The sequence below is a fragment of the Pseudomonas sp. NFACC37-1 genome, assembly GCF_900101575.1.
Taxonomy (GTDB): Bacteria; Pseudomonadota; Gammaproteobacteria; order Pseudomonadales; family Pseudomonadaceae; genus Aquipseudomonas; species Aquipseudomonas fluorescens_AA.
In genome coordinates, this window is sequence record NZ_FMUZ01000045.1 from 1 (window position 1) to 18,928 (window position 18,928).

Here is an 18,928-nt window from a genome sequence, read left to right on the forward strand (position 1 = left end):
AATTGGTGCCCAGAAGAAGACTCGAACTTCCACGACCTTGCGGTCACCAGCACCTGAAGCTGGCGTGTCTACCAATTTCACCATCTGGGCAGTATCGGCTACGTGTGTACGTCGTCGATGGCGCGCACTATACGGAGCGTGTTTTTAACTGTAAACCCCTGCGGAGAAAAAAACCGCTAAATTTCACGAGCGGTGCTTTCCGGGGACTTCGAAGGCAGGTCAAATGATCCTGGAAACGCTATTGGATGCTTGAAATTTCCCGTTTCATTAAGCCTATGCCAAACTAACCCGCATATAGACAAGGTGAAAACTCTCTAATGGCCGATTGGCAGTCCCTCGATCCCGAGGCCGCTCGTGAAGCGGAAAAATATGAAAACCCTATTCCTAGCCGCGAACTGATCCTGGCGCATCTCGCCGATCGGGGTTCGCCTGCTAGCCGCGAGCAGTTGGTCGAAGAGTTCGGTCTGACCACCGAGGACCAACTCGAAGCCCTGCGCCGCCGTCTGCGCGCCATGGAGCGCGACGCTCAACTGATCTATACCCGGCGCGGCACCTATGCGCCGGTGGACAAGCTCGACCTGATCCTGGGCCGCATCGCCGGTCACCGTGACGGCTTCGGTTTCCTGATCCCGGACGACGGCAGCGACGACCTGTTCATGAGCCCGGCGCAAATGCGCCTGGTGTTCGACGGTGACCGGGCCCTGGCCCGCGTGTCCGGCCTGGATCGTCGTGGCCGCCGTGAAGGCGTGATCGTCGAAGTGGTATCCCGTGCCCATGAAAGCATCGTTGGCCGTTACTTCGAAGAAGGCGGTATCGGTTTTGTCGTGCCGGATAACCCGAAGGTTCAGCAGGAAGTGCTGATTACCCCGGGCCGTAATGGCGCCGCCAAGGTGGGTCAGTTCGTCGAGGTGAAGATCACCCATTGGCCAACTGCGCGCTTTCAGCCACAGGGCGATATCGTTGAAGTGGTCGGCAACTACATGGCGCCGGGCATGGAAATCGACGTTGCGCTGCGCACCTACGACATTCCTCACGTTTGGCCCGAGGCTGTGCTCAAGGAAGCCGCCAAGCTCAAGCCGGAAGTCGAAGAGAAAGATAAAGAAAAACGCATCGACCTGCGCCATCTGCCGTTCGTCACCATCGACGGCGAAGATGCCCGCGACTTCGACGATGCGGTCTACTGCGAAGCCAAGCCCGGCAAGCTGCGCCTGTTCTCCGGCGGCTGGAAGTTGTTCGTCGCGATTGCCGACGTGTCCAGCTACGTGAAGATCGGTTCGGCCCTGGACAACGAAGCCCAGGTGCGCGGCAACTCCGTGTATTTCCCTGAGCGCGTAATTCCGATGCTGCCTGAGCAGCTGTCCAACGGCCTGTGCTCGCTGAACCCGAAAGTCGACCGTTTGGCCATGGTGTGCGAGATGACCATCTCCAAGACCGGCGAAATGACCGACTACCAGTTCTACGAAGCGGTGATCCACTCCCAGGCGCGCCTGACCTACAATAAGGTCAGCACCATCCTGGAAACGCCGAAGAGCAGTGAAGCCAAGGCCCTGCGTACCGAGTACGCTGGCGTGGTGCCGCACCTCAAGCAGCTGTACTCGCTGTACAAGGTGTTGCTGGGTGCCCGTCACGTGCGTGGTGCGATCGATTTCGAGACCCAGGAAACCCGGATTGTCTTCGGTTCCGAGCGCAAGATCGCCGCGATCACCCCGACGACCCGTAACGATGCGCACAAGCTGATCGAAGAGTGCATGCTGGCGGCCAACGTGGCCACCGCCGAATTCCTCAAGAAGCACGAGATCCCTGCGTTGTACCGCGTGCACGACGGCCCGCCGCCGGAGCGCCTGGAAAAACTGCGCGCCTTCCTCGGCGAGCTCGGCCTGTCCCTGCACAAGGGCAAGGATGGTCCGACGCCGAAGGACTACCAGGCACTGCTGGCCAGCATCAAGGACCGTCCGGATTACCATGTGATCCAGACAGTGATGCTGCGCTCCCTGAGCCAGGCGGTGTACAGCGCTGACAACCAGGGCCACTTCGGTCTGAATTACGAGGCGTACACCCACTTCACCTCGCCGATCCGCCGTTACCCGGACCTGCTCACGCATCGTGCGATCCGCAGCGTGATCCATTCCAAGCAGAACACCCCGCACGTCAAGCGCGCCGGTGCCATGACCATTCCGAAGGCACGGATCTATCCGTACGACGAAGCGGCCCTGGAACAGTTGGGCGAGCAGTGCTCCATGAGCGAACGCCGCGCCGACGAAGCCACTCGCGACGTGGTGAACTGGCTCAAGTGCGAGTTCATGAAAGACCGTGTGGGCGAGTCGTTCCCAGGCGTGATCACGGCAGTGACCGGCTTTGGTTTGTTTGTCGAACTGACCGACATCTACGTCGAGGGCTTGGTGCACGTCACCGCCTTGCCGGGTGATTACTACCACTTCGATCCTGTGCACCACCGCCTGGCGGGCGAGCGTACCGGTCGCAGCTTCCGCCTGGGCGACACCGTGGAAGTGCAGGTCATGCGCGTCGACCTCGATGAGCGCAAGATCGACTTCGGGATGTCTGACAAACCCGCCGAAGCACCGACTGGCCGTAAAAAGCGTGGCGGCGAGTCCGCAGCGCCTGCGACCAGGGGTAAAGGTGCTCCTGCAAAAACCGCAGAGCCTGAGCCAGCCAAGGCCGGTCGCCGTTCGTCCGTCAAGGACAAGGCTCCCGAAGCCTACCGCCCCAGCGATGCAGCGGCGAAAAACGCCGAACTGCGCAAGAGTCGCGAGTTGAAGCAGCAGTTGCTCAACGAAGCCAAAAGCGGTGGTAAAGCGGCGTCTGGGGGAAAGTCCCACGGGGCGGAAAAGCCGTCGAGCAAGCCGAGTAAACACCGTAAAGGCCCGCCAAAAGCGGGGTCGGCCCCCGCGAAAAGCGGCGGGTCGCGCAAACCTAAGGCCAAGTCATGAGTCTGGAAAAAATCTACGGCGTGCACGCCGTAGAAGCACTGCTGCGTCACCACCCCAAACGTGTCAAGCAAGTGTGGTTGGCGGAAGGGCGCAGCGAGCCGCGTGTGCAAGCGTTGGTCGAACTGGCCACCCAGAACAAGGTTGCCATCGGCCAGGCCGAGCGTCGTGAAATGGACGCGTGGGTCGAAGGCGTTCACCAGGGGGTGGTGGCGGACGTCAGCCCGAGCCAGGTCTGGGGCGAGGCGATGCTCGACGAACTGCTCGATCGCACCGAAGGCGCCCCCCTGCTGCTGGTGCTGGACGGCGTGACCGATCCGCATAACCTCGGCGCCTGCCTGCGTTCGGCGGATGCCGCCGGTGCGTTGGCGGTGATCGTGCCCAAGGACAAGTCGGCAACCCTGACGCCAGTGGTGCGCAAGGTGGCCTGCGGCGCGGCGGAAGTGATCCCGTTGGTGGCGGTGACCAACCTGGCGCGCACCCTGGAAAAACTCCAGCAGCGCGGCCTGTGGGTAGTCGGCACGGCGGGCGAGGCCGAGGTCAGCATTTATGACCAGGACCTGACGGGCCCGACGATCCTGATCATGGGCGCCGAAGGTAAGGGCATGCGTCGCCTGACCCGCGAGCATTGCGACTACCTGGTCAAGCTGCCGATGGCGGGCAGCGTCAGCAGTCTCAATGTCTCGGTGGCCACCGGCGTGTGCCTGTTCGAGGCGCTGCGTCAGCGTAGCGTCAAGGCTGTCGCCAAAAAGCCCTAAGCCAGACCAAGTCAAATGTGGGAGCGGGCTTGCTCGCGAAAGCGTTGGATCAGTTGATATCGATGTTGACTGACACTCCGCTTTCGCGAGCAAGCCCGCTCCCACAGAGTTTTGTATTTGGGCAAAGGTTGGGATTGTTCAAATAATCGCCAATTGCCTTGCGCCGCCCTCGACCCTTCTCTACAATTGCGCCCCTTGCTGTGATGGCAGGCACTTATGTGTCTAGCGTCCACAAGTCCATAAGTGTCATTCACTCCTTGTCTGACCGTTTTTGAGCGGCAGGCTACAACCCGTAAGGAGCATTCATGCGTCATTACGAAATCATCTTTTTGGTCCACCCGGATCAAAGCGAGCAAGTCGGCGGCATGGTTGAGCGTTACACCAAGCTGATCGAAGAAGACGGCGGCAAAATCCACCGTCTGGAAGATTGGGGCCGTCGTCAACTGGCCTACGCAATCAACAATGTTCACAAGGCTCACTACGTGATGCTGAACGTTGAGTGCACTGGCAAGGCCCTGGCCGAGCTGGAAGACAACTTCCGCTACAACGATGCAGTGATCCGTAACCTGGTCATCCGTCGCGAAGAAGCCGTCACCGGCCAATCCGAGATGCTCAAGGCTGAAGAAAACCGCAGTGAGCGCCGTGAGCGTCGCGACCGTCCTGAGCACTCTGACAGCGCCGATGGCGATGACAGCGATAGCGACAGCGACAACAGCGATAACGCTGACGAGTAATCCACGGACCTTTTAAGGAGCCAATCACATGGCACGTTTCTTCCGTCGTCGTAAATTCTGCCGCTTCACCGCTGAAGACGTGAAAGAGATCGATTACAAAGATCTCAACACTCTGAAAGCCTACGTATCCGAGACCGGCAAAATCGTTCCAAGCCGTATCACCGGTACCAAAGCTCGTTATCAGCGTCAGCTGGCCACCGCTATCAAGCGCGCCCGCTTCCTGGCCCTGCTGGCCTACACCGACAGCCACGGCCGCTGAGACCGGGCAGTCGACGAGTAGTAAGGGATTGAATGCATGCGCGCCTTAGCTGACTTCATCATGCGGGGACGTGTGCAGGCCACGTTGGTTGTGGCCGGATCCGCGGCATTGCCGCTGTTGTTCTGGTTGAGTGCCGCCGCTGGGTGCCTTGTGCTCCTGCGGCGCGGTTCGGACGCCTTGAGCGTCCTGGGTATCGGGTTGTTGTCAGCGTTGGTGAGCTGGTACTTCCTGAAGGACCCGACAACACTTTTGGTGTTGCTCGGGGCTGGTGGCCTGGCGTTGGTTTTGCGCGCCGGCCATACCTGGAACCGCGTGCTGCTGTGCAGCGTGGCCGTGGGGTTGTTGTGTGCGGTGAGCCTGGGGACTGTATTCAGTTCCTTCATCGAGTCACTGGCGCAGACGTTCGAACACGTCCTGCCGCTGGCGATGGGTGAGGTCTACGAGACATTCTCGGCAGACCAGAAGGCGTTTCTCACCGCCCTGAGCGCTCCGCTGATGATCATTTCGATAGCGTCTTCGCTGCAGATCTTTAGCGTGCTGTGCCTGATTCTTGGGCGCTATTGGCAGGCGTCGTTGTATAACCCCGGTGGTTTCGGTCGCGAGTTTCGCGCCATCCGATTCCCCAAGAGCGTGGCGCTGTCACTGCTGGCCGTCATGTGTGTCGCTCCGTTTTTCGGACTGCATGCACTGATCCTGTTGCCGTTGTGCAGTGTTGCGCTGGTCTTCGCCGGCCTGGCCCTGATTCACGGGCTGGTGGCGCAGAAGCGACTGGCCACGTTCTGGCTGGTGGGGATATACGTGACGTTGCTGCCTTTCATGCACTTGCTCGGTCCGTTGCTCGTGGTCTTGGCCATCGTTGACAGCCTGATTGATTTTCGCGGTCGTATGGCGTCGAAAGACGCCGACAACGCGAACGGTGAAGGTTAAAAGTTAGAGGATTTTCACATGCAACTGATCCTTCTGGAAAAAATCGCCAACCTGGGCAACCTGGGCGACAAAGTAAACGTTAAGGCCGGCTACGGTCGTAACTACCTGCTGCCTTTCGGCAAAGCCACCGCTGCGACCGCTGCCAACCTGGCTGCGTTCGAAGAGCGTCGTGCCGAGCTGGAAAAAGCCGCCGCAGACCGTAAGGCATCGGCTGAAAGCCGTGCTGCCCAACTGGCCGAGCTGGAAGTGACCATCACTGCCACCGCTGGCGACGAAGGCAAGCTGTTCGGTTCTATCGGTACTCACGACATCGCTGACGCACTGACCGCCTCCGGCGTTGAAGTGGCGAAAAGCGAAGTTCGTCTGCCGAACGGCACCATCCGCAACGTAGGCGAATTCGACGTAGCCGTGCACCTGCACGCCGAAGTTGAAGCCACCGTACGCGTTGTCGTGGTAGCAGCCTAAGCAACACCTGTCGGTTGGCACCCTCGGGTGCTAGCCGGTAACATCGGGCACGATCCTGTTTACAGGTCGTGCCCTTTGTCTTTCTGCAATTGCTGAATTTCATAACCAGACGTGGCCATGAACGAAATCACCGCTCCCGAGCAATATGATCTGCAAACCGCTGCCCTGAAGGTGCCTCCGCATTCCATCGAGGCCGAACAGGCCGTACTCGGTGGCCTGATGCTGGACAACAACGCCTGGGAACGCGTGCTCGATCAAGTCTCCGACGGCGATTTCTACCGGCATGACCACCGCCTGATTTTCCGTGCGATCGCCCGTCTGGCCGATCAGAACATGCCGATCGACGTCGTTACCCTGGCCGAGCAATTGGACAAGGAAGGGCAGACGTCCCAGGTTGGCGGCCTCGGTTACCTGGGCGAACTGGCGAAAAACACGCCGTCGGTCGCCAACATCAAGGCCTATGCGCAGATCGTCCGCGAGCGGGCGACCTTGCGTCAGTTGATCGGCATCAGCACCGAGATCGCCGACAGCGCTTTCAACCCGGAAGGTCGCACCGCCGCCGAGATCCTCGACGAAGCCGAACGGCAGATCTTCCAGATTGCCGAGGCTCGGCCGAAAACCGGCGGCCCGGTGAGCGTCAACGACCTGTTGACCAAGGCCATCGACCGCATCGACACCTTGTTCAACACCGACAACGCCATCACGGGCCTGTCCACCGGTTACACCGACCTCGACGAGAAGACCAGCGGCCTGCAACCGTCCGACCTGATCATCGTCGCCGGCCGTCCGTCCATGGGTAAGACCACCTTTGCGATGAACCTGGTGGAAAACGCCGTGCTGCGCAGCGACAAGGCGGTGCTGGTGTATTCCCTCGAGATGCCAGGCGAATCGCTGATCATGCGTATGCTCTCGTCCCTGGGGCGCATCGACCAGACCAAGGTCCGTTCCGGCCAACTGGAAGACGACGACTGGCCGCGCCTCACCTCGGCGGTCAACCTGCTCAACGACCGCAAGCTGTTCATCGACGATACGGCCGGTATCAGCCCGTCGGAAATGCGCGCCCGGACCCGGCGCCTGGTGCGTGAGCACGGCGATATCGCGCTGATCATGATCGACTACCTGCAGCTGATGCAGATCCCCGGTTCCAGCGGCGACAACCGGACCAACGAGATTTCCGAAATCTCCCGTTCCCTCAAGGCCCTGGCCAAGGAGTTCAACTGCCCGGTGGTGGCGCTCTCCCAGCTGAACCGCTCCCTGGAACAGCGCCCGAACAAGCGCCCGGTGAACTCCGACTTGCGGGAATCCGGAGCGATCGAGCAGGACGCCGACGTCATCATGTTCGTGTACCGCGACGAGGTGTATCACCCCGAGACGGAGCACAAGGGCATCGCCGAAATCATCATCGGCAAGCAGCGGAACGGCCCGATCGGCTTCATCCGCCTGGCGTTCATCGGCAAATACACGCGCTTCGAAAACCTGGCACCGGGTAGCTACAATTTCGATGACGATGAATAACCCGTTCGGCTACGTCCTGTAGGAGCTGGCGAGTGCAACGAGACTGCGATCTTTCCACTGCCAGTTGAGTCGAAAGCGAAAGATCAAAAGATCGCAGGCTTCGCCAGCTCCTACAGAACCCGCTTTCTCTGCACGGGTTGTAGTGACCGATTTCCGACCATAGCCGTCGGAATTGGTCAAAATTTGTGCTATATTCCGCGCCCGCGATTTTTCATCCTTTATACCGGTCATCGACATGCAAGCAGCCAAGCCGTTATTTGACTATCCCAAGTACTGGGCCGAATGTTTCGGCCCGGCGCCGTTCCTGCCCATGAGCAGGGAGGAGATGGATCAGCTTGGCTGGGATTCGTGCGACATCATCATCGTGACCGGTGATGCCTATGTCGATCACCCATCGTTCGGCATGGCGATCATTGGCCGTCTGCTGGAAGCCCAGGGCTTTCGCGTGGGGATCATTGCCCAGCCGAACTGGCAGTCCAAAGACGACTTCATGAAGCTTGGCGAGCCCAACCTGTTTTTCGGTGTCGCGGCCGGCAACATGGACTCGATGATCAACCGCTACACCGCCGACAAGAAAATCCGCTCCGATGACGCCTACACCCCAGGTGGCCTGGCGGGCAAACGGCCGGATCGCGCGAGCCTGGTCTACAGCCAGCGCTGCAAGGAAGCCTACAAGCACGTACCGATCGTGCTCGGCGGTATCGAAGCGTCGCTGCGACGCATCGCCCATTACGACTACTGGCAGGACCGGGTGCGCAACTCGATCCTGATCGACGCCTGTGCCGACATCCTGCTCTACGGCAACGCCGAGCGGGCGATTGTCGAAGTCGCCCAGCGCCTGTCCTATGGCCACAAGATCGAAGACATCACCGACGTGCGCGGTACCGCATTCATTCGTCGCGATACGCCGCAAGGCTGGTACGAAGTCGACTCCACGCGCATCGACCGCCCGGGCAAGATCGACAAGATCATCAATCCGTACGTGAACACCCAGGACACTCAAGCCTGCGCCATCGAGCAGGAGAAGGGGCCGGTTGAGGACCCGAGCGAAGCCAAGGTCGTGCAGATCCTGGCGAGCCCGAAAATGACCCGGGACAAGACCGTGATTCGCCTGCCGTCGGTGGAAAAGGTCCGTGGCGACGCGGTGCTCTATGCCCACGCCAACCGCGTACTGCACTTGGAAACCAACCCAGGCAACGCCCGCGCCCTGGTGCAGAAACACGGCGAAGTCGACGTCTGGTTCAACCCGCCGCCCATTCCGATGACCACCGAAGAAATGGACTACGTGTTTGGCATGCCTTACGCGCGTGTTCCCCATCCGGCGTACGGCAAGGAGAAGATCCCGGCCTACGAGATGATCCGTTTCTCGGTGAACATCATGCGTGGCTGCTTTGGTGGCTGCACCTTCTGCTCGATCACCGAGCACGAAGGCCGGATCATCCAGAACCGCTCCGAAGAGTCGATCATCCGCGAGATCGAAGAGATCCGCGACAAGGTCCCGGGCTTCACCGGGGTCATTTCCGACCTCGGCGGCCCGACCGCGAACATGTATCGCATTGCCTGCAAGAGCCCGGAAATCGAATCCGCGTGCCGCAAGCCGTCCTGCGTGTTCCCGGGCATCTGCCCGAACCTGAACACCGACCATTCTTCGCTGATCCAGCTGTACCGCAGCGCCCGGGCCTTGCCTGGGGTGAAGAAGATTTTGATTGCCTCCGGCCTGCGTTACGACCTGGCGGTCGAGTCGCCGGAATACGTCAAGGAACTGGTGACCCACCACGTCGGCGGTTACCTGAAGATCGCGCCGGAGCACACCGAGGAAGGCCCGCTCAACCAGATGATGAAGCCGGGCATCGGCAGCTATGACAAATTCAAGCGGATGTTCGAGAAGTACACCAAGGAAGCCGGGAAGGAGCAGTACCTGATTCCCTACTTCATCGCCGCTCACCCGGGCACCACCGACGAAGACATGATGAACCTGGCGCTGTGGCTCAAGGGCAACGGTTTCCGGGCTGACCAAGTGCAGGCGTTCTATCCGTCGCCGATGGCCACGGCCACTGCCATGTACCACTCGGGCAAGAACCCGCTGCGCAAGGTCACCTACAAGAGCGATGCGGTGACCATCGTCAAGAGCGAGGAACAGCGCCGCCTGCACAAGGCCTTCCTGCGGTATCACGACCCCAAGGGCTGGCCGATGCTGCGTGAGGCGTTGACCCGCATGGGCCGCGCCGATTTGATCGGGCCGGGCAAGAACCAATTGATCCCGCTGCACCAGCCGGCCACCGACAGCTACCAGAGCGCCCGTCGCAAGAACTCGACGCCAGCCGGCAGCCACAAGGTGGCCAAGGAAACCACCAAGATCCTGACCCAGCACACCGGCCTGCCGCCCCGGGCCAGTGATGGCGGTAACCCGTGGGACAAGCGTGAGCAGGCCAAGGCCGCGGCTTTCGCCCGCAACCAGCAGGCCGCCAAGGAACGCAAGGATGCGGCCAAGGGCAAGGGGCCGAAGCCGGCACGCAAGCCTGTGGTGCCGCGCTAACGGGTCAATCTACGATGAAAAACGCCAGCCTCAGTGCTGGCGTTTTGCTTTCTAGCGACGGTGCTGCCCATTTGCTATCTTGGCCGCCGCCGGTGCCAGCCTAGCCAATGCAATAAAGCCGAACACTGCTTCCTTGTGGCGAGGGGATCAGTGTGGGTAACGTCTAACCCTCCGATTCTCAAGGACGATTCATATGAGCAGCGCTACAACGGGCATCGGCATGGACCTGAGCTTCTCCCAGTTCATGGCCCGCAAACGCATTGAAAGCCAGATCAACCTGCCGCGCCTGTTTGCCGCCATTGACGCCGATCCTGGCATCGCCGGGGCGGGTGTGGTGTATGTCGATTCCGAATACAACGTCGTGACCCTGCGCGAGTTCAAGCCGATTTGCAGCATCGCGCCCAAGCGCATCATTTTGCGCGAGGCGAAAAAGTACATCGCGCCGCAGCAGTTCATCGATCAGGTCAAAAGCAGCCCCCGCGAGTCCAAGCTCGGGCTTGAAGCAACCAACGCCGGCTTGTCCTGTGTCGCCGCGGTGATCGGTTGGGTGGTGGTGTTCAGTGGCAGCGTCGCGGTGCCCTTTACGGCGGGGGCAAGTGCCTTTGTCGTTGCCCTGGGTGCCGCTGCCGCGACGGCCAGTACCGCGCAATGTGTCATTGGCGGGATGCGGGTGGCCAATGAGCTGAGCAATCCGACCGGCAACGATGAGATGAACGACGCCGACTGGTACAACATCGTGTCGCCGATCCTTGACGGGGTTTCTCTGGTGGGTGTCGGTGGCTCGGCCCTGACGACTGTCCGGCTGCTCAAGGCCAACAAGGCGGCCGCCACCGGAAAGAGTTGGTATCAGTTGCTCAAGGGGCTGAATCGGCAAGAGCGCAGCAAACTGACCAAGGAGCTGTTGACGCTGAGGGACCCGAGCCTGACCGCGAAGCTGCTCAAGCTGCAGCAGCGCGCGGGAGCCCTGCCCAAACGTTATTCGTCTGCCGAGATCAGGCACGCGACGCTGACGCAGATAAAGGACTCCCTCGGAGGCGCGCTGGGGGTCATTGGCAGTTATACCGGTGATGGCGCCGTGAAGACGGTTGCCGTCGGCCTGTACGAGGAGTTCACGGAATGATCGGGGGCGGATCGCTGAAGTCATTCCTCGCCCGTTATTTTCCGGTGTTCATGGGGACGATCCTGCTGGGCTGCTTTTCCGGGTCCACGCTGCTTGTGTTGGCTGGGGCCACGTATTGGCGTGCCCTGGAGCCGTCAACCAGGACCGACTATGTCGGGCTCGGCACCTTGGCCCTGGTGCTCGTCCTGGTCCTGGGCAACCTCTTGATCGCTCGCGGGCGTGCCTGGGCGGTCTGGTGGGTGGCGGGGTATTTCCTGGCCTGTCTGGCAGCGGTGCTGCCGACGTTCGCTTATGGAGCGCATCAGGGCGTATACCTCTTCGCCTTGCTGTTGCCACTGCTGGGGCTGTTACTGCTCAACAGCAAGCGTCATCGGGAAATGCGCAGCAAACTCGTCGATATCCGCCGTCAACGCGCGCTGATCATTCAGGCCGCCAAGGCCTCACGCCCGCGTCGCTGAGTCGATTCGCGCCGCATTTATGTGCATTCCTTTACAGATGAATACGGGCATCGCGCGTTTTTAGTGCTCTACTGCCTTGAGTAGACAAAGAAAGTGTCGGGCCTGCCTGCATGGCATAAGTCTTGCGCCGCTTTCGATACCGCCCAGGCTCGCAGGAGGCACGTCGTGTCGATCCATGTCGCATTGCATCACGTCACGCATTACCGCTACGACCGCGCCGTCGAGCTCGGCCCGCAGATTGTTCGCCTGCGCCCGGCAGCCCACAGCCGCACGCGGATTCTTTCCTATGCGCTGAAGGTTTCGCCCGAGCAGCATTTCATCAACTGGCAGCAAGACCCCCAGGGCAATTACCTGGCGCGGCTGGTATTTCCCGAGAAAACCCGGGAGCTGCGGATCGAGGTCGATCTGCTGGCGGAAATGGCGGTGTTCAATCCGTTCGATTTCTTTCTCGAGCCCTACGCCGAGAAAATTCCATTTGCCTACGCGGCTGACGAACGCAAGGAGCTGGCGCCTTACCTGGAAACCCTGCCGCTGACGCCGAGGTTCCAGGCCTACCTGGACGGCATCGACCGCACGCCGCTGCCGGCGGTGGATTTCCTGGTGGCGCTCAACCAGCGCCTGAGCGAAGACATCAACTACCTGATCCGCATGGAACCCGGCGTCCAGACCCCGGAGCATACCCTTGAGCACGCGTCCGGCTCGTGCCGCGACTCGGCCTGGTTGTTGGTGCAGCTGTTGCGCAACCTTGGCCTGGCCGCGCGGTTTGTCTCCGGTTACCTGATCCAGTTGACCGCCGACGTGAAGAGCCTTGATGGCCCGTCCGGCACCGACGTCGACTTCACCGACTTGCACGCCTGGTGCGAGGTCTACCTGCCCGGTGCCGGCTGGATCGGCCTGGATGCGACGTCCGGGCTGTTCGCTGGTGAAGGCCATATCCCGCTGGCCTGTAGTCCCGATCCGTCCTCGGCGGCACCGATCAGTGGCCTGGTGGAGCCCTGCGAGTGTGAGTTCAGCCACGAAATGTCCGTCGAGCGGGTCTGGGAAGCGCCGCGGGTGACCAAGCCTTACACCGACGCGCAATGGCTGGCGATCCAGGCACTGGGGCGGCAGATCGATGCCGATCTGCTGGAGGGCGACGTGCGCCTGACCATGGGCGGCGAACCGACCTTTGTCTCCATCGATGACCCGGACGGCGCCGAGTGGAACACCGCGGCACTCGGGCCGGACAAGCGCCGGCTCTCCGCCGAGCTGTTCCAGCGCATGCGCAATCACTATGCGCCCAAGGGGCTGGTGCATTTCGGCCAGGGCAAGTGGTACCCCGGCGAGCAACTGCCGCGCTGGTCGCTCAATTGCTATTGGCGGCGCGACGGGGTGCCGATCTGGCACAACAGCGCGTTGATCGCCGACGAGCAGGAGGATTACGGCGCCGATGGCGAACTGGCCGGACGCTTCCTGGCGAGTGTCGCCGAGCGTTTGAAGATTCCTGCGCGGTTCGTGTTTCCGGCCTACGAAGACAACTTCTATTACCTCTGGCGCGAAGGGGCACTGCCTTCGAACGTCACGGCCGAGGACCCACGCCTGGAGGACGCTCTGGAGCGAGCACGGTTGCGCAAGGTCTTCAGCCAGGGCCTGGACAAGGTCATCGGCCAGGTCCTGCCGTTGGCTCGCACCGCCAAGGGGGATCAGTGGCAAAGCGGCCGCTGGTACCTGCGTGACAACCACTGCCGCCTGGTGCCGGGGGATTCGCCCCTGGGGTATCGCTTGCCACTGGCGTCCCAGCCTTGGGTGACGGCGGCCGAGTACCCGTTCATCCACCCCACAGACCCGAACCAGGACTTGCCCGAACTGCCTGGCACCGAGCAACTGGCGCGTCACGGCGAGGCGGCGGCTGAGCAGGAGCGTGTCCCGGAGATCGACAAGTCCGCCGACTGGCTGACCCGCACCGCCTTCTGTGCCGAGGCCCGCGAAGGCCGGCTCTATCTGTTCATGCCGCCCCTGGAGCGGGTCGAGGATTACCTGGAACTGGTCAGCGCCATCGAGGCGACGGCTGAGGAGCTGCGGTGTCCGGTGCTGTTGGAAGGCTACGAGCCGCCGAGCGACCCGCGCCTGAGCAATTTCCGCATCACCCCCGACCCCGGTGTGATCGAGGTCAACGTACAACCTTCGGCGACCTGGGATGAATTGGTCGAGCGCACTGAGTTTTTGTACGAAGAAGCGCGACAGACCCGACTGACCACCGAGAAATTCATGATCGATGGCCGGCACACCGGCACGGGGGGCGGCAACCATTTCGTACTGGGTGGCGCGACACCGGCCGATTCACCGTTCCTGCGACGTCCCGACCTGCTGCGCAGCCTGATCAGTTACTGGCATAACCACCCGTCGTTGTCCTACCTGTTTTCCGGGTTGTTCATCGGCCCGACCTCCCAGGCGCCCCGCGTGGACGAGGCGCGCAACGACGCCTTGTACGAGCTGGAAATCGCGTTCGCGCAAATGCCACAGCCCGGCGAAGAGTGTCCACCGTGGTTGGTCGATCGCTTGTTGCGCAACCTGTTGATCGACGTGACCGGCAATACGCACCGCGCCGAATTCTGTATCGACAAACTCTATTCGCCGGATGGCGCCACTGGGCGCCTCGGCCTGTTGGAGTTGCGTGCGTTCGAGATGCCGCCCCACGCCCGCATGAGCCTGGCCCAGCAATTACTGCTGCGGGCGCTGGTGGCGCGGTTCTGGCGCGAGCCTTATGCGCCGGCGAAACTGGCCCGCTGGGGCACCGAGCTGCATGACCGTTTCCTGCTGCCGCACTTTATCGAACAGGATTTTGCCGATGTCATCCATGAGCTGAACGCCGCCGGCTACCCGCTGCGGGCCGAATGGTTCGCCGCGCACCTGGAGTTCCGCTTCCCCAAGGTGGGCGATTACGCGGTCAGCGGTATCGAGCTGCAATTGCGCCAAGCCCTCGAGCCTTGGCATGTGCTGGGGGAGGAGGGCGCGGTGGGCGGCACCGTGCGTTATGTGGATTCCTCCCTGGAGCGTTTGCAGGTCAAGCTCAGCGGCCTGGCGCCGCAACGCTACCTGCTGACCTGCAATGGCGTGCCGGTGCCGTTGCAACCGACTGGCCGAATCGGCGAATTTGTCGCTGGGGTGCGTTTCCGAGCGTGGCAACCGGCCAACTGCCTGCAACCGACTATCCCGGTGCATGCGCCGCTGGTTTTCGATTTGCTCGATACCTGGATGCAACGTTCCGTGGGCGGTTGCCAGTATCATGTGGCCCATCCGGGCGGGCGCAACTATGACAGCCTGCCGGTGAATGCCAACGAGGCCGAGAGCCGGCGCATGGCGCGCTTCTTCCGTCTCGGGCACACGCCGGGGAAACTGCCGATACCCAGCCTGGCAGTGGATGACGAGTTTCCACTCACGCTCGACCTGCGACGTTTTCAGGACGCATCAAAAAAATAAAGAAGCCGTTCGACTGCGTAGGAACTGCGGTGTAGGAGCTGTGTAGGAGCTGTCGAGTGAAACGAGGCTGCGATCTTTCCCCTACCAATTGAGTCTGGAGCGAAAGATCAAAAGATCAAAAGATCGCAGCCTTCGGCAGCTCCTACAGGACACAACCCAGCGTTTCGCCACAATCTTCACCTATCCGGGCGTCATGCGCTTGCGCTAGTCTCACCTTTCATTGCCGTCTGCCGAGCTTTCCATGCCTGACCTGCTTGACCGTTACCCGCTGACGACGGGCACCTATCACGAATTAATGGACGACAGCGGTGCGGTACGTACGCACTGGCGGCGGCTGTTCGACCAGTTGCAGCGCAGCACGCCGGCCCAGTTGCTCCAGCGCCAGGCCCTGCTGGCCCGGCAGATCCAGGAAAACGGCGTGACCTACAACGTCTACGCCGATCCGAAAGGCGCTGACCGGCCGTGGGAACTGGACCTGCTGCCCCATGTGATCGACCCGCAGGAATGGAAGCATCTGTCCGCCGGAATCGCCCAGCGTGCGCGATTGCTCAATGCGGTGCTGGCCGACCTGTACGGGCCGCAGCGGCTGATCAGCGAAGGGCTGTTGCCGGCGGAGCTGGTGTTCGGGCACAACAATTTCCTCTGGCCCTGCCAGGGCATCGCGCCGCCGGACGGCAGTTTCCTGCACTTGTATGCGGTGGATCTGGCGCGCACGCCCGACGGCCGCTGGTGGGTCACGGCGGACCGGACCCAGGCGCCTTCGGGGGCCGGGTACGCGTTGGAAAATCGCATGATCGTTTCCCGTGCATTTCCCGACTTGTATCGCGACTTGAAGGTGCGGCACCTGTCCGGATTTTTCCGCACCTTGCAGGAAACCCTGGCGCGACAGGCGCCCAGCGACGGCGAGTCGCCGCTGGTGGTGCTGTTGACGCCTGGGCGGTTCAACGAAAGCTATTTCGAACACCTGTACCTGGCGCGCCAGTTGGGCTATCCGCTGGTGGAGGGCGGCGACCTGACGGTTCGCGATGCTACGGTCTACCTCAAGACCCTCAGTGGCCTGCGCCGGGTCCACGCCATCATGCGCCGGCTCGACGACGATTTCTGCGACCCCCTGGAGCTGCGCACCGATTCGGCCCTCGGCGTGCCGGGGTTGCTGGAAGCCGTGCGCCAGGGCCGGGTGCTGGTGGCCAATGCCTTGGGCAGTGGCGTGCTGGAGTCGCCGGGCCTCCTGGGCTTTCTGCCGAAGATCAACCAGTACCTGTTCGGCGAAGAACTGCTGCTGCCGTCCATCGCCACCTGGTGGTGCGGTGAGCCGCCGGTGTTGGCCCAGGCCCTGGAAAAATTGCCGCAACTGTTGATCAAGCCGGCGTTTCCGTCCCAGAGTTTCAGTCCGGTGTTCGGTCGCGACCTGAGCGAGGCGCAGCGCGGCCAACTGGCGGCGCGCATGCAGGCACGGCCTTATGCCTATGTCGCCCAGGAACTGGCGCAACTGTCCCAGGCACCGGTCTGGCAGGCCGAAGATGGGCAAATCCAGCCCCGGGCGATCGGCATGCGCATGTATGCCGTGTCCGGCAAGGATGATTATCGGGTGCTGCCGGGTGGCCTGACCCGGGTGGCCGCCGAGGCCGATGCCGAAGTGGTGTCGATGCAGCGCGGTGGCGCCAGCAAGGACACCTGGGTCTTGGGAGAGCAGGCGCCCGGCGGTGAACAATGGAAGGCCCAGCGAACCGTGGGGGTCCATGACCTGGTTCGACGGGATCCGTACCTGCCTTCGCGGGTGGTGGAAAACCTGTTCTGGTTCGGCCGCTACTGCGAGCGTTGCGATGGCAGCGCGCGGTTGTTGCGGATCATGCTGGCGCGTTATGTCGATGGCGACGATCCGCAGGCCCTGCAATCGGCGGTGGCGCTGGGCGAAAGCCTGATGCTGCTGCCCGAAGAGGGCGAACTGCCCGAGCGTTTGCTGGCGGCACTGCTGGGGGACGACTGGTCGTTCAGCCTGCGCTCCAACCTGCAGCGCTTGCAATGGGCCGCCTCGCAGGTGCGCGGCAAGCTGTCCCGGGAGAACTGGCAGGCGCTGGTGGAGCTGCAGCGCGAAGCCATGGAACTGGAAACCGAGGAAGCGGACTTCGGCGAGTTGCTGGATTTCCTCAATCGGCTGGTGATGTCCCTCGCGGCGTTGTCCGGGTTCGCCCTGGACGACATGACCCGCGACGAAGGCTGGCGCTTCCTGATGATCGGCCGGCGCCTGGAGCGCCTGCAGTTTCTCAGCAGTAGCCTGGCGGCGTTCCTGCGCAGCGATGCGGTATTCGATCAGGCTGGGCTTGAGTGGTTGCTGGAACTGGGCAACAGCAGCATCACCTACCGCTCGCGTTATTTGGCGGTGGCCCAGTTGATCCCGGTGCTGGACTTGCTGCTGCTGGACGAACAGAACCCCCACGCGGTGCTCTTCCAGTTGAAGCTGGTGACCCGCACGCTCAAGCGCTTGAACGATGATTTTGCCGCCCCCAGGGAAACCGCCTTGCCGGACCTGGTCGCACGCCTGTCACGCTTTGACCTGCGTTGCCTGGAAAACCCGCTGTTCGGTGAAGCGAGCCTGCGCGCCGCGCTCGATGGGTTGGCCGACCTGTTGCAGGAAGTGGCCGATGCCAGCGGCCAGGTGTCCGATCGCCTGGCCTTGCGTCATTTCGCCCACGTCGATGACGTCAGCCAACGCACGGTGTCCGTCTGATGAACGCTCGTTACCAGATCCTCCACGACACCCATTACCACTATGACAGCCCGGTGTCCCTGGCCCAGCAGCTTGCTCATCTGTGGCCTCGGGCCTGTGACTGGCAGCGTTGCACCGAACAGCAACTGTTGATCAGCCCGGAACCGACGACCCGGCGCGATGAACAGGATGTGTTTGGCAACCCGCTGACCCGGCTGGCCTTTGAACGGCCCCATGACGAGCTGCTGGTCAATGCCCGCCTGAGCGTCGAGGTGCTGGCCCGTCCCGAGCTGGATTTCAACCTGTCCCCGGCCTGGGAGTCGACCCGCAACGCGCTGACCTACAGTGGCCGGCCATTGGCGGCGCCGTTGCTGGAGGCGTGCCGTTATCGTTTCGAATCACCCTATGTGCACCTCAAGCGCAGCTTCGTCGAGTTTTCCGAAAGCTGCTTCCCGCCGGGGCGGCCGTTGATGTTTGGTGTTCGAGCGCTGATGGAGAAGATTTTCGAGGAATTCACCTTCGACGCCGAGGCGACCCAAGTGGCGACGCCGCTGGTGGAGGTGCTGGAACGGCGGCGGGGCGTATGCCAGGACTTCGCCCACCTGATGCTGGCTTGCGTGCGCTCTCGCGGCCTGGCGGCGCGTTACGTCAGCGGCTACCTGCTGACGCAGCCGCCGCCCGGCCAGCCCCGGCTGATTGGCGCCGATGCGTCCCATGCCTGGGTCTCGGTGTATTGCCCGGTGTTGGGGTGGGTGGACTTCGACCCGACCAACAACGTCCAACCGGCCCTGGAACACATCACCCTGGCCTGGGGCCGGGATTTTTCCGATGTGTCACCGTTGCGGGGCGTGATCCTGGGGGGCGGTGCCCATGATCCTGAAGTGCGGGTGACGGTGATGCCGTTGGAGTCATGAACACTGTGTGAACAATGTGGGAGCGAGCTTGCTCGCGATAGCGTCGTGTCAGCCAATGAGGAGTTGACGGTTAATTCGCTATCGCGAGCAAGCTCGCTCCCACAGTGTGGATCGGATCATCGGGCCCTGGG

The 18,928-nt window shown here is 62.0% G+C and carries 13 protein-coding genes and 1 tRNA gene; 13 read left to right on the forward strand and 1 reads right to left on the reverse strand.

What is annotated here, in order from left to right:
* Positions 1–3 precede the first annotated feature (3 nt).
* A tRNA-Leu gene (locus BLP82_RS27445) sits at positions 4–90 on the reverse strand.
* Positions 91–317: 227 nt separating this feature from the next.
* Between BLP82_RS27445 and rnr the strand changes: the two genes are divergently transcribed.
* From rnr to BLP82_RS27510, 13 genes are all read left to right on the forward strand, one after another.
* Positions 318–2,948, forward strand: a complete 2,631-nt coding sequence (gene rnr / locus BLP82_RS27450; RefSeq protein ID WP_092175828.1) for a ribonuclease R — start codon at positions 318–320, stop codon at positions 2,946–2,948.
* Positions 2,945–3,703 carry a 23S rRNA (guanosine(2251)-2'-O)-methyltransferase RlmB gene (rlmB, locus tag BLP82_RS27455; RefSeq protein ID WP_060739416.1) on the forward strand — a complete coding sequence of 253 codons (759 nt, stop codon included), beginning with the start codon at positions 2,945–2,947 and terminating at the stop codon, positions 3,701–3,703. Before rnr ends, rlmB begins: the two co-directional genes overlap by 4 nt.
* 305 nt (positions 3,704–4,008) lie before the next feature.
* A complete protein-coding gene (rpsF, locus tag BLP82_RS27460; protein ID WP_003186395.1) occupies positions 4,009–4,437 on the forward strand; it encodes a 30S ribosomal protein S6 in 429 nt (142 codons plus the stop codon).
* Between the two features lie 28 nt (positions 4,438–4,465).
* On the forward strand, positions 4,466–4,696 hold the full coding sequence (rpsR, locus tag BLP82_RS27465) for a 30S ribosomal protein S18 (protein WP_002551829.1): 231 nt from the start codon (positions 4,466–4,468) through the stop codon (positions 4,694–4,696).
* 36 nt (positions 4,697–4,732) lie between these two features.
* On the forward strand, positions 4,733–5,623 hold the full coding sequence (locus tag BLP82_RS27470) for a YybS family protein (RefSeq protein ID WP_092175832.1): 891 nt from the start codon (positions 4,733–4,735) through the stop codon (positions 5,621–5,623).
* 18 nt (positions 5,624–5,641) lie between these two features.
* The gene (gene rplI, locus BLP82_RS27475; protein ID WP_003186385.1) at positions 5,642–6,088 is read left to right on the forward strand and encodes a 50S ribosomal protein L9; all 447 of its coding nucleotides are present in this window, start codon (positions 5,642–5,644) and stop codon (positions 6,086–6,088) included.
* Between the two features lie 117 nt (positions 6,089–6,205).
* Positions 6,206–7,603 (forward strand): replicative DNA helicase, encoded by a 1,398-nt coding sequence (gene dnaB / locus BLP82_RS27480; protein ID WP_027911801.1) that lies wholly within the window; start codon positions 6,206–6,208, stop codon positions 7,601–7,603.
* A 235-nt stretch (positions 7,604–7,838) separates the two neighbouring features.
* A complete protein-coding gene (locus BLP82_RS27485; RefSeq protein WP_092175836.1) occupies positions 7,839–10,139 on the forward strand; it encodes a YgiQ family radical SAM protein in 2,301 nt (766 codons plus the stop codon).
* A 193-nt stretch (positions 10,140–10,332) separates the two neighbouring features.
* Complete coding sequence (locus BLP82_RS27490; protein ID WP_060739413.1) at positions 10,333–11,259, forward strand: Ssp4 family T6SS effector; 927 nt, start codon at positions 10,333–10,335, stop codon at positions 11,257–11,259.
* The gene (locus tag BLP82_RS27495) at positions 11,256–11,717 is read left to right on the forward strand and encodes a hypothetical protein (RefSeq protein WP_092175840.1); all 462 of its coding nucleotides are present in this window, start codon (positions 11,256–11,258) and stop codon (positions 11,715–11,717) included. Before BLP82_RS27490 ends, BLP82_RS27495 begins: the two co-directional genes overlap by 4 nt.
* 165 nt (positions 11,718–11,882) lie before the next feature.
* Positions 11,883–15,176: a transglutaminase family protein gene (locus BLP82_RS27500; protein WP_092175844.1), complete on the forward strand. Its 3,294-nt coding sequence runs from the start codon at positions 11,883–11,885 to the stop codon at positions 15,174–15,176.
* 241 nt (positions 15,177–15,417) lie between these two features.
* Positions 15,418–17,904 (forward strand): circularly permuted type 2 ATP-grasp protein, encoded by a 2,487-nt coding sequence (locus BLP82_RS27505; protein ID WP_060739410.1) that lies wholly within the window; start codon positions 15,418–15,420, stop codon positions 17,902–17,904.
* On the forward strand, positions 17,904–18,797 hold the full coding sequence (locus tag BLP82_RS27510) for a transglutaminase family protein (RefSeq protein ID WP_092175849.1): 894 nt from the start codon (positions 17,904–17,906) through the stop codon (positions 18,795–18,797). The genes BLP82_RS27505 and BLP82_RS27510 overlap by 1 nt, the downstream gene beginning before the upstream one ends.
* The last annotated feature ends 131 nt before the right edge of the window (positions 18,798–18,928 follow it).